Genomic DNA, 11,850 nt, shown 5'->3' on the forward strand with positions numbered 1-11,850 from the left:
GGGCGGTGCTGCGCACCGACGGCCGGGAGCGGCTCTACGGCATCGACCTGCTGGCCGGCGGTCGGCCTACGGCAGCACGGTCAGGTCGGTCACCCGCAGGTGGCGCGGGAAGGTGCCGACGAGGTCGGCGCCGCCGGCCAGCAGGTCGATGCCGTAGAGCCGCTCCCGGCCGTCGGTGCGCAGCACCGCCCAGCCGGTGTTGGCGCCGGTCTCGGGGTCGGTGCGGATGTCGAACCCGGCGTCCGGCCCGGCGTCGACGCCCAGTGCGCCGGTGGGGGCGAGCGTCCCGGCGTTGGCGGGCGACTGGAGCACCACCTGGTCGGTGCGGGTGTCGAGGTCGAACAGCGTGGTCGCGGTGGCCGGATCGAGGTCGTCGTTGGTGTACGCGGCCGCGGTGACCCCCGTCGCGACGGATCCGTCGGGGTTGGTCAGCGGACCGTCGACGACGGTGACGCCCGGCGCGGGGGTGCCGCTGGGGTCGTCGATGTTGTGGCGGAGGTTCTGGCCGGTGTCGCTGATGACCCGGAGCCGGTTCGCGGCGGGGTTGAAGTCGACGCCGAAGTACTCCCCGTCCAGGGCGACACTCAGCTGGCAGACCTTCTCCGCCCGCGCGAGGCCGCGCTCGCCGAGGCCGGTGCCGTCGGTCAGGGTGTAGATGCCGCCCCGGTCGCCGACGCCGTAGACGCGGCCGTCCTGGACGCGGTGGTCGATGCCGATCAGCCGGGTGTCGCCGCGCAGCCCCTGCACGCGGCCGAGGGGCACGGCGCCGCGCGGGTCGTCGACGTGGAACCGGACCAGGGTGTTCCCGGCGAGGCCGAGGGCGACCGGCGCTCCGGTGCGGGCGGACTCGGCGGCCGGGACGGCCCCGGCCGCCGGGGCGACGGCTCCGGAGGCGGAGGGCTGGCCGAGCAGGGCCGCTCCGATCGTGCCGGTGAGCAGGCCGATGAGCAGGCGGTTGCGCATGGTGGGGTCTCCTCGTGCAGTCGTGGCGTGTCCGTCGTCCCGCCCGCTGCGGCACCGAGCCGCGGGGCGCCCCGGGCCGTGTGCCGCTCGCGGGCGGGTCGGTACAGGCGCTTCGGCGCCGCGGGGCCTGAGGCTGGGCGATCGGAGCGCATCGGGCCGCGACGCCACCCGTGCGGGTGAGCGCACGCCCCGGGGCGGGCACTCCCGCCGCCCGGCCGCCGGTACGGCGTCGGCTAGCGTGGCGTCCGGCCTCCGCCAGGTGGGCACCGGAGGAAAGGAACGCGGCTCCCGAGGAGCAGTTGTGACAGGTAGGAACGGGCGACCGACCGCCCCGGACGCGGTGGGCGACGGGCTGCGGCTGCGGGCGGTCCGCGACACGGGGCTGTCCGCGCACCCCGACGCCGGGATGGACCGCTTCGCGCGCCTGGTGAAGGATGTGCTGGAGGTCCCCGCGGCGCTGGTGGCGCTGGTGACGGCGGACCGCCAGATACTGCCGGGACTGGCCGGCAGCCACGCGCCCTGGGCGCGGGAGCGGAGCCTCGCGGCGCCCCTCGCGCTCTGCGGCGGCGTGGTGGACGGGGGCGATCCCGTCGTGGTGGAGCGCGCCCGTGCCGCCGCCCCGGGCACCGACGCCACACCCGGGGGCGCGGGAAGCGGCGGTCACGCGGCGGCCGACCCGGTGGCCCTGGCACCGGAGGTGCAGGCCTACGCGGGCGTCGCGCTGACCGACCGGTCGGGCCGCGTCCTCGGTGCGCTCTGCGCCCTCGACAACCGGCCACGTGCATGGAGCGGACGGGAGCTGGCGCTGCTGACGGAGCTGGCGGCGGCGTGCGGCGCCGAGCTGCGGTTGCGGATCGCCGCCCGCCGCCGGGAGGAGGTCCACCGCGACGAGGCGGCGGCGCGGACCCGGGCCGACGGGCTGGCGCGGCGCAGCGAGAACGCCCTGGCCCGGTCGGAGCTGCTGCTGCGGGCGGCGGACGCCCTGGCCGACACCACCGGCCTCGCGGAGGTCGACCGGCAGGTCCACGACCTGGTGACGCTGGTGCTGCGGCCCGTCCACGTCCGGGTGATGGTGGACGACGGCGGGGTGCTGCGGCGGCTGACGCCCGAACCGGCGGGGACGGGCGGCTCTCGGGTACCGCTCGGCGAGCGGCACCCGGCGGCCCTCGCCGCGCGGGAGAACCGGATCGTGACGGTGGCGGGTGGCGGGGAGATGGCCACCGGCTACGGGCGGCGCGTGGCGGCGGAGCACCGCGCGCTGGGGCTGGAGACCGTGGTCTGCGTCCCGCTGCCCGGGCGGGCCGGGCCGCTCGGGGTGCTGGTGATGCGCTGGGACCGCCCCTACGAGGTGGACGACCCGGAGCGGGCTGTCCTGGCGGCCCTCGCCGGGTACACGGCGAGGGCGGTGGAACGCGCGCTGTTCGTGGAGAACCGGGTGGACGTGGCGCGCCAGATGCAGGAGGCGATGCTCACCGACCTGCCGTCGGTGTCGGGGCTGCAGGCCGCCGCCCACTACCGGCCCGCGGCCGACATCGACATGGTCGGCGGCGACTGGTACGACCTCTACCGGCTGCCGAGCGCGGCGCAGGGCGGGGAGGACGCCGAGGGCGCGGCGACGGTGGCGGCGACCATCGGGGACATCACCGGCCACGACATGCGGGCGGCCACGCTGATGGGCCAGGTCCGGAGCATGCTGCGCCAGGCGGACCTGGATCATCCCGGCACCGGCCCGGCGCACGTGGTCAGCGCGTTCGAGCACGCCAACCGGGCGCTGGGGCTGGGGTGCAGCGGCACGCTCGTCCACGCCCACCTGCGGCTCTGCCCGCCGCCGGACGGCAGCAGCTGGGAGCTGAGCTGGACCAACGCGGGCCATCCGCCGCCGCTGGTGGTGCTGCCCGACGGGAGGGTCGAGCAGCTGGTGGACCACGGTGCGCTGATGCACCCGGGCGTCGCCGTGCGCCGGCGGGACGCGCACCGCCACGTCCTGCCGCCGGGTGCGCTGCTGCTGCTCTACACGGACGGGCTGGTCGAGCACCGGGGAGGCGACCTGGACGTGGCGATCGCCCGGACGGGGAGCTTCCTCGCGACGCGGCGGGAAGCCCCGCTGCCGGAGCTGCTCACGGAGCTGGTCGACGCGATCGCGGGCACGGCGGCGGACGACGACATCGCCCTGCTCGCGCTCCGCGTCCCCGCCGACGGGTCCTGACACGCGCCGCGCGGCGGCGGGCAGCCGCGCGCCCCGGACGGGTGCCGTCCGGGGCGCGGGCCCGTCGGGGTGCGGAACCGGTCGCGCGGGCGGTGGTGCGCGCCGGGCGAGTGGGGGCCGGTCCGGCCGACGACGTCAGTCGAGAACCGACCAGCAGGTGCTCGGCCGGGCGCCTGCCGGGTCGAGGGCGTTGGTGACCTCGTGCCAGGCCACCCGGTCCACCAGCGCGATGGCGAGGTGCTCGGAGAGACTGGCGGGGCACAGGTCCTGGAGCAGCACGTTGGTGACCCCCTCCTCGTGGATGTACTGGCTCCGGTAGGGGGTGACGACCTCGTCCCAGCGGGTGGCGATGACGGTGTAGTCGACCCCGGGCACGGTGTAGCCGTCGGCGTTCAGCTCCGTCAGGAACGGCGAACCGGCGATCTGCTGCTCCAGCGCCGGCGTCAGCCCCTCCAGCACGTCGCGCGCTCCCGGGAAGAGGTCGAACAGCTTGGTCAGCCCGTGCACCGTGCTGCCGTTGGTGGAGGGGGAGAGACCGACCAGGGCGTTCACCTTGTCCGCGGCGCCGTCGTGGTGCTTGAGGTAGTGGCGGGGCATCATGCCGCCCTGCGAGTGCCCGACGATGTCCACCTCCCCGGCGCCCGTGACGGCCAGCACTCGGTCCACGTAGGCGGCGAGTTCCGCCGAGGAGTCCTCGATCGGACCGAGGCCGTGGAAGACGGCGATGCCCGGCAGCCGGCCGTAGTCCAGGGAGAAGACGCACCAGCCGCGGTCGGCCAGGTAGGGCGCGAGGCCGATCCAGTTGCTGACGCTGTTGCCGAGGGTGCCGTGCACCAGCACGACGGGGCGGGGGCGGTCGGCCGAGGGGGCGCAGGCGTCGTCGTTCCACCCGCCGGCGGCCCGCGCGACCGGCGCGGTCGGCTCGACCCCTGTCGGGGCGGGCGCGGCTCGGGCGGTGGCCGGCAGGACGGTGACGGCGAGCCCGAGGGCCAGAGCGGTGGCCGCGGTGCGGACGCGGGTGCGGCGGTTCCAGGACAGCACGATGGGGTCTCCTCGCTGGAGGCGCACGGTGGGGGTGACGGCGCGCGGCCCGGACCACGGGTTACTGCCGAGTACGCACCACGCTACGGGCGGGTAACGGGACTGCCCACCCTTCATACGGTGAAGAACCGCACACCGTTCGCACACACGCCCGGCCCCCGCGAACGGGCGCGACACCCGCCCCGCCGCCCCGATCCCGCACAGCTGCCGGCGGCGCGGGATCGGCGAACCGGTGGCGTGCGGTGCCCCACCCGGGGCAGGATCGGCGCCGGAGCGCGCTACACCGCGCCCGGGGGCGGTCACCCGGAGAGGACGACCGCCTCCCCCACGGAACGAGCAACACGGGAGGACAGTCGTGACCGGCACGGTCGAGACGTTCGAATTCCAGTCGGAGTCACGCCAGCTGCTGCAGCTGGTGGTGCACTCCATCTACTCCGAGAAGGACATCTTCCTGCGGGAGTTGATCTCCAACGCCTCGGACGCACTGGACAAGCTGCGGCTGGAGTCGCTCCGGGACAGCGGCCTCGACGCGGACACCTCCGACCTGCACATCGCCCTGGAGACCGACGCCGCCGCCCGCACGCTGACCGTGCGGGACAACGGCATCGGCATGTCCCGGGACGACGTGGTGGAGCTGATCGGGACCATCGCCAAGTCGGGCACCGCGGAGTTCGCCCGCAAGCTGAAGGAGGCGAACGACGCCAAGGACGCGGCGGTCTCCACCGACCTCATCGGCAGCTTCGGCGTCGGCTTCTACTCCAGCTTCATGGTCGCCGACCGGGTCACCCTGGTGACGCGGCGCGCCGGCGAGAAGGAGGGCACGCGCTGGGAGTCCGAGGGCGAGGGCACCTACCGCCTCCAGACGGTCGAGGACGCCCCGCAGGGCACCGCGGTCACGCTGCACCTCAAGCCGGTCGACGAGGAGGACAACCTCCACGACTACACCGCCGAGCACACGCTGCGGTCGATCGTGCGGCGCCACTCCGACTTCATCCCGTGGCCGATCCGCACCGAGGTCGACCGCGAGGAGGACGGCGCCCCCACCCGCTCCGTCGAGACCCTCAACTCGATGAAGGCGCTGTGGGGCCGCTCCCCCGAGGAGATCTCGGAGGAGGAGTACACCGAGTTCTACCGCCACGTCAGCCACGACTGGTCGGATCCGCTGCGCACCATCCACACCCGCGCCGAGGGGACGTTCGAGTACCAGGCGCTGCTGTTCCTGCCCTCCCGGGCGCCGGTCGACCTCCACCAGCAGGACGCACGGCGCGGGGTCAACCTCTACGTCCGCCGCGTCTTCATCATGGACGACTGCACGACCCTGCTCCCGGACTACCTGCGGTTCGTCAAGGGTGTGGTGGACGCGCAGGACCTGTCGCTGAACGTCTCCCGCGAGGCGCTGCAGCAGGACCGGCAGATCCAGCTCATGCACCGCCGCCTGGTGAAGAAGATCCTCGCCTCGATCAAGGCGCTGCGCACCGAGGACCCCGAACGCTACGCCACCTTCTGGCGGGAGTTCGGACGCGCGCTGAAGGAGGGCCTGCTCTCCGACGCGGACAACCGCGGCACGATCCTGGAGGTCTCCTCCTTCGCCTCGACCCACGACGCCGAGGCCCCGACCTCGCTGCGCGACTACAAGGAGCGCATGAAGGAGGGCCAGGAGCACATCTACTACGTGACCGGCGCCTCCCGCGCCCGGCTGGAGAGCTCCCCCCATCTGGAGGCCTTCCTGGCCAAGGGGTACGAGGTGCTGCTGCTGACCGACCCGGTCGACGAGGTCTGGGTGGAGCAGGTCGGCGAGTTCGACGGCACCCCGCTCCAGTCCGTCGCCAAGGGCCAGGTCGACCTGGAGTCGGGGGACCAGGACGCGGAGGAGGGCGAGGAGGCCTCGCAGCGCAAGGAGGAGTTCGGCCCGCTGCTGGAGTGGCTCGGCACCCGGCTGGAGGAGCAGGTCAAGGAGGTGCGGCTGTCGTCGCGGTTGACGACCTCCCCCGCCTGCATCGTCGGTGACGAGTTCGACGTCACGCCGACCCTGGAGAAGATGTACCGCGCGATGGGCCAGCCGCTGCCGCCGGTGAAGCGCATCCTGGAGCTCAACCCCGACCACGCCCTGGTCACCGCGTTGCGCACCGCCCACGCGGCGTCCGCCGAGGACGCGGCGCTCGGCGACACCGCCGAGCTGCTGTACGGCATGGCGCTGCTGGCCGAGGGCGGCGACCTGGCCGACCCGGCACGGTTCAGCCGGCTGCTCGCGGAGCGGCTCGCCGCCGGGCTGTGAGGCCCGCCCGTCGGCCTGCTCCCGCCACCCGGCGGGGGCGGCCGGCGGGTCCCGGCCCCCGGGCCCGTTCCTCGGCGGGGCAGGTCGGGGCCCCGGGGCGGTGGCCGCGGCGCGGCCCCGGCTCGCTAGGGTGGGGTGGTGACCTCCCCCATCGAGCTGGTGATCTTCGACTGCGACGGCGTCCTGGTGGACACCGAGCGCCTCGCGCTGCGCATCAACGTGGAGCTGGGCGCCGAGCTCGGGTGGCCCATGGACGAGCGGGAGATCGTCGACCGGTTCCTGGGCCGCTCCAACGCCGCGGTCACCGAGCAGATCGCCGCCCGGCTCGGCGCGGAGACCGCCGCCACCTGGGACCAGCGGTACGTCGAGCGCCTGAACGAGGCCGTGGACCGCGAACTCACGGAGGTTCCGGGGGTGAGCGAGGTACTGGACGGTCTCGACCTCCCCTTCTGCATAGCCTCCAGCGGCACCCACGAGAAGATGCGGCGCACCCTGGGCGTCACCGGCCTCGCCCCCCGGTTCACCGACCGGATCTTCTCCACCACCGAGGTGGCACGGGGCAAACCCGCGCCCGACCTCTTCCTGCACGCGGCCGCCACGATGGGGTTCGCCCCGGAGGTCTGCGCGGTGGTGGAGGACAGCCAGTACGGCGTCGCCGCCGCCCGCGCCGCCGGGATGCGGAGCTTCGGATTCGCCGGCGGGCTCACCCCGGCGGCATGGCTCGCCGGCCCCCGGACGGTGGTGTTCGAGGAGATGCGCGCGCTGCCCGCGCTCATCGCCGCGTCCTGACCGGCTCGCCGCGCGGGCGCACAGCAGCACGGGGGAGCGCCGAGCCGCCGCCCCGCGCTCCGCCCGCACCCGCCGCGACCAGGTGTGACGCAGCTCAAGGGTTCGGGCGCCAGGACGCGGGCAGGGCACCGTGGGACGGTTGCGCCCGGCAGCCGGTGCCGCCGGCCCCGTCGGTGACGTGCGCCGTGACGCGGGCGACGCAGACTTGCGAGAGTTGTACGAGATGACGGCAGACACCGAAGGAGCGGCCATGAAGATCGGGATCGTCGGAGCCACCGGCCAGGTCGGCGGCGTGATGCGGGAGATCCTGGCCGAGCGGAAGTTCCCGGTGGAGCAGCTGCGGCTGTTCGCGTCGGCGCGTTCGGCGGGACGGGCCCTCCCCTGGGCCGGCGGCGAGGTCACCGTCGAGGACGCGGCGACCGCCGACTACTCCGGCCTCGACATCGTCCTGTTCTCCGCGGGCGGGAGCACCTCCCGGGCCCTGGCGGAGAAGGTCGCCGAGTCCGGTGCCGTGGTGATCGACAACTCCTCCGCCTGGCGGCTGGACCCCGAGGTGCCGCTGGTGGTCGCCGAGGTCAACCCCGACGCCGCCGCGAACCGGCCCAAGGGCATCATCGCCAACCCCAACTGCACCACGATGGCCGCGATGCCGGTGCTGCGGCCGCTGCACCGCGAGGCCGGGCTGGTCTCGCTGGTGGTCGCCAGCTACCAGGCGGTGTCGGGCAGCGGACTGGCCGGCGTCTCGGAGCTGGAGGAGCAGGTCCGCGCCGCGGTGGCGCAGGGAGCCACCGGCCTGGTGCACGACGGCTCGGCGGTCGACTTCCCCGCCCCGCACTCCTACCGTCGGCCGATCGCCTTCAACGTGCTGCCGCTGGCCGGGTCGATCGTGGACGACGGGCTGGAGGAGACCGACGAGGAGCAGAAGCTCCGCAACGAGAGCCGGAAGATCCTGGACCTGCCGGAGCTGAAGGTCTCGGGGACCTGCGTGCGGGTTCCGGTCTTCACCGGCCACTCCCTCCAGGTCAACGCCCGCTTCGAGCGGCCGATCAGCCCGCAGCGCGCCAAGGAGCTGCTCGGCGCCGCGCCCGGGGTGGCGCTGTCGGACATCCCGACGCCTCAGCAGGCGGCGGGCCGCGACGCGAGTTATGTGGGGCGGATCCGCCGGGACGAGACGGTGGACCACGGGCTGGCGCTCTTCCTCGCCAACGACAACCTGCGCAAGGGCGCGGCGCTCAACACGGTGCAGATCGCGGAGCTGATCGCCGCCGAACGGGCCTGATCCCCTCTCAGCGGCCAGCACCCCGGCCGGTCACCGCGATCGCGCGGTGACCGGCCGGGGTGCTTCGGGGGCACTGCTGCGGGTAGGAGCACCACCCGGGTGGGATTGCACATCACCCGGGTGGCGGCCGACCCCGTAACTAACGGGCAGTCAGTGCGCAGATGCGACAACACCCTTGATCCGAGGGCATATCGTATGCACGAGAAGCGTCACAGACGGGCACTGATCTGACTATCTGCTTGGCGCACTGTCGGCGTCATGGACGACGATAGGGACGCGGGTGTTCCCGCGATCGTGAGGAGGAGGCGTCCATGGGATCGGTTCGCAGGGCCAGCGCGTGGCTCGGCCTGGTCGATGACCGCGAGATGCGCTACTACGACGACGAGTACGCCGAGGGACCGGAGACCGGTTCGAGTGCCGAGGCGTGGACGACCGACCCACGGCTCCAGGTCGCGGCCGAGTCCGCGAGACACCAGGGCAGCCGGATCGCGACCGTCACCCCCCAGGGCTTCCGCGACGCGCGCGGCATCGGCGAGCTGTTCCGCGAAGGCGTACCGGTGGTCGTCAACCTGACGGCGCTGGAGTCGGGTGACGCCAAGCGCGTCGTCGACTTCGCCGCCGGTCTGACCTTCGGCCTGCACGGCACCATCGAGCGGGTCGCCAACCGCGTCTTCCTGCTCACCCCCGCGCGCTACGAGGTCGTCTCCGGCGACCCGCGCCGCAACGAGGGCGGCTTCTTCAACCAGAGCTGACGGCGCGTCCGCTCGCCGGTACCCCCGGTGAGCGGGCGCGGGCCCGCCGGACGCCCTCCGCGCCGGTCCCGCCCCCGTCCCACGCCCCGGTGCTGTACTGGGGGCATGACAACCACCCCGACTCCCCCGGCCCGCCCCGCGGCAGACCGCGACCCGGCACCGATGGCGGACCCGCTGGACCTGCTCGACATCTCCTGGACGCTGAGCCAAGAGGAGCGGGACATCCAGCAGACGGTGGCCCGGTTCCTCGCCGACCACGCCCGGCCCTACCTGGGCGAATGGTTCGAGACCGGCCGCTTCCCCCGGGACCTCGTCCCCGAGCTCGGCCGGCTCGGCCTGCTCGGCATGCACCTGGACGGATACGGCTGCGCCGGCGCCGGCGCCGTCGCCTACGGACTGGCCTGCCTGGAGCTGGAAGCCGCCGACAGCGGACTGCGGAGCTTCGCCTCCGTACAGGGCTCGCTGTCGATGTACTCCATCCACCGCTACGGCTCCGAGGAGCAGCGCACCCGCTGGCTGCCCCGACTCGCCGCGGGCGAGGCCGTCGGCTGCTTCGCCCTCACCGAGCCCGACCACGGCAGCGACCCGGCGGCCATGCGCACCCGGGCCGTCCGCGACGGCGGCGACTGGGTGCTCAACGGCACCAAGACCTGGATCACCAACGGCTCCATCGCCGATGTCGCCACGGTGTGGGCCCGGACCGAGCAGGGCGTCCGGGGCTTCCTGGTGGAACGCGGCACCCCGGGCTTCACCAGCCACGACATCGGCCACAAGCTCTCGCTGCGGGCGTCGGTCACCTCCGAGCTGGCGCTGGACGACGTCCGGATCCCGGACGCGGCGCGGCTGCCCGGGGCGGAGGGGTTGCGCGCACCGCTCTCCTGCCTCGGCGAGGCCCGGTTCGGCATCGTCTTCGGAGCACTCGGCGCGGCTCGCGACAGCCTGCGCACCACCCTGGAGTACGCCGACACCCGGACCCAGTTCGACCGCCCGATCAGCAGCTTCCAGCTCACCCAGCGCAAGTTCGCCGACATGGCGCTGGCGGTGAACTCGTCGATGCTGCTGGCGCTCCACCTCGGCCGCCTGAAGGAGGCCGGCCGGCTGCGCCCCGAGCAGGTCAGCGCGGGCAAGCTCAACAACGTCCGCCAGGCCCTCGCCGTCGCGCGCGAGTGCCGCACCGTCCTGGGCGCCAACGGCGTCGGCCTGGAGTACTCACCGCTCCGCCACGCCAACAACCTCGAATCGGTGCTGACCTACGAGGGGACCGAGGAGATCCACACCCTGGTCGTCGGCCAGGCCCTCACCGGCCGCGCCGCCTACCGCTGACCGCGCCGGGCTGCCGCCGCCCCACCCCCGGCGTCGTCCGGCGTCGTCCGGCTCCGGGGCGGCGGGGCGGCGGCGCCGCGATCAGCCGACGGTGTCGCGGAACGAGACGCCCTCCGAGCGGAGCGCGGCCACCCGGCCCTGCACCTGCTCCGGGCTCAGGATCTCCTCACCCGCGTAGTAGACCCAGTCCACCTGCTGGTCGTAGACCCGGAAGCCGTCCAGCGGGGCGAGGTCGATGAACCACTGGTTGACGTTGATGCTCATCGGCCGCTCGGGCAGGTAGTACGCGCCGTGCTCGGCGAACAGCTCCCCGTCGATGTGGTACACGATGCGCTCGTCGTCGATGGTGAACACGAGGTCGCGCCAGCCGGCGTGACTCGCCGCACCGACGGTGCTCTCGTTGTCGGAGAGCCAGGGGTCGGGCTGGTAGGTCTCCCAGGAGGTGGCGAACATGGCGTGGTCGCGCTGGCCCCACCCGCCGTTGGGCAGGTACTCGAAGTCGTACTCCGAGTAGTCGGGGGCCATGGGGGCCGTCAGGTCGTTGATCGCGAAGAACGTCTGGACGACCTCGTCCCCGTCGGGCCCGGTGCGGGGCTCGTCGGAGAAGCGCACCCGCGCCGCGTAGGTGCCCTCCTTGAACTTGCGCTCCTGCGTGTACACCTCCGCCTGCAGGGTGCCCGCCTGGGTGCCGTCGGTGGAGGCCGCCAGGTTCAGCACCGTGCCGCCCTCACCGGCGGGGAAGGTGACGTTCTGCGCGCTCCACCCGGCGTCGGGCAGACCGGGGCCACCCGCGTACCCGCGGACCGACCAGCCGTTCTGCCGCAGCCGGGGGTCGTCGTGCGCGGTGTAGTCGAAGTCGTCGAACAGGACGCCGGCGGCGGTGGGGGCGGCGTCCTGCGCGGCGGCGTCCCCGGCGCGGGCCGGGTCGGGGTCGCCGGCGGCCGCGCCGTGCAGGACGACCGGGGTCGCGATCGCGGCGGCGGCGACCGCGCAGGCGGCGGCTGTCCGCCGGGACCGGGACGGGGCTGCGCGTCTGGACATGGCTGGTCCTCTCGTGCGGTGGGGGGTGCGGACCGGCCCTGCGGCACCGGCGGCTGGCTCGGCTGCGCCCGGGACCGCTCCGGCGAGCGAACGTGGCACGCCGCACCGGGGCCGTCAACCGGCGTCGGCGGTTTCCGGAACGCCCGCCCCGCGCCCGTGGCGTCCGCCCGGGCCCCGCGCC

At 74.1% G+C, this 11,850-nt stretch carries 9 protein-coding genes; 6 read left to right on the forward strand and 3 right to left on the reverse strand.

Going from position 1 to position 11,850, the window contains the following annotated elements; translation table 11 throughout:
* Positions 1-66: 66 nt before the first annotated feature.
* Entirely contained in the window at positions 67-963 is an 897-nt protein-coding gene (locus tag HCN52_RS16170; RefSeq protein WP_168089154.1) for a DUF4394 domain-containing protein, read from the reverse strand.
* 301 nt (positions 964-1,264) lie between these two features.
* On the opposite strand from HCN52_RS16170, the gene HCN52_RS16175 reads away from it, so the two are divergent.
* Entirely contained in the window at positions 1,265-3,169 is a 1,905-nt protein-coding gene (locus tag HCN52_RS16175; RefSeq protein WP_312876728.1) for a PP2C family protein-serine/threonine phosphatase, read from the forward strand.
* A 135-nt stretch (positions 3,170-3,304) separates the two neighbouring features.
* Here the strand turns inward: HCN52_RS16175 and HCN52_RS16180 are convergent, their stop codons facing one another.
* Positions 3,305-4,210: an esterase/lipase family protein gene (locus tag HCN52_RS16180; protein ID WP_312876729.1), complete on the reverse strand. Its 906-nt coding sequence runs from the start codon at positions 4,208-4,210 to the stop codon at positions 3,305-3,307.
* Positions 4,211-4,565: 355 nt separating this feature from the next.
* On the opposite strand from HCN52_RS16180, the gene htpG reads away from it, so the two are divergent.
* The 5 genes from htpG (at position 4,566) to HCN52_RS16205 (ending at position 10,628) form a co-directional block, all read left to right on the forward strand.
* Positions 4,566-6,485 (forward strand): molecular chaperone HtpG, encoded by a 1,920-nt coding sequence (gene htpG / locus HCN52_RS16185; RefSeq protein ID WP_168089156.1) that lies wholly within the window; start codon positions 4,566-4,568, stop codon positions 6,483-6,485.
* A gap of 138 nt (positions 6,486-6,623) precedes the next feature.
* The gene (locus HCN52_RS16190) at positions 6,624-7,274 is read left to right on the forward strand and encodes an HAD family hydrolase (RefSeq protein ID WP_168089157.1); all 651 of its coding nucleotides are present in this window, start codon (positions 6,624-6,626) and stop codon (positions 7,272-7,274) included.
* Between the two features lie 250 nt (positions 7,275-7,524).
* Entirely contained in the window at positions 7,525-8,553 is a 1,029-nt protein-coding gene (locus HCN52_RS16195) for an aspartate-semialdehyde dehydrogenase (protein WP_168089158.1), read from the forward strand.
* Between the two features lie 311 nt (positions 8,554-8,864).
* Entirely contained in the window at positions 8,865-9,305 is a 441-nt protein-coding gene (locus HCN52_RS16200; protein WP_168089159.1) for a cell division protein SepF, read from the forward strand.
* A gap of 105 nt (positions 9,306-9,410) precedes the next feature.
* Positions 9,411-10,628, forward strand: a complete 1,218-nt coding sequence (locus HCN52_RS16205) for an acyl-CoA dehydrogenase family protein (protein ID WP_338315848.1) — start codon at positions 9,411-9,413, stop codon at positions 10,626-10,628.
* A gap of 81 nt (positions 10,629-10,709) precedes the next feature.
* On the opposite strand, the gene HCN52_RS16210 is transcribed toward HCN52_RS16205, so the two are convergent.
* Entirely contained in the window at positions 10,710-11,669 is a 960-nt protein-coding gene (locus HCN52_RS16210; RefSeq protein ID WP_168089160.1) for a glycoside hydrolase family 16 protein, read from the reverse strand.
* Between the last annotated feature and the right edge of the window lie 181 nt (positions 11,670-11,850).

Origin of the sequence: Streptomyces bohaiensis (assembly GCF_012033785.1) — a bacterium.
Taxonomy (GTDB): Bacteria; Actinomycetota; Actinomycetes; order Streptomycetales; family Streptomycetaceae; genus Streptomyces; species Streptomyces bohaiensis.

Bases quoted from the DNA above. Each gene is read 5' to 3' on its own strand.
- HCN52_RS16170 (WP_168089154.1), bottom strand. From the start codon at position 963: ATGCGCAACCGCCTGCTCATCGGCCTGCTCACCGGCACGATCGGAGCG.
- HCN52_RS16195 (WP_168089158.1), top strand. From the start codon at position 7,525: ATGAAGATCGGGATCGTCGGAGCCACCGGCCAGGTCGGCGGCGTGATG.
- HCN52_RS16200 (WP_168089159.1), top strand. From the start codon at position 8,865: ATGGGATCGGTTCGCAGGGCCAGCGCGTGGCTCGGCCTGGTCGATGAC.
- HCN52_RS16205 (WP_338315848.1), top strand. From the start codon at position 9,411: ATGACAACCACCCCGACTCCCCCGGCCCGCCCCGCGGCAGACCGCGAC.
- HCN52_RS16210 (WP_168089160.1), bottom strand. From the start codon at position 11,669: ATGTCCAGACGCGCAGCCCCGTCCCGGTCCCGGCGGACAGCCGCCGCC.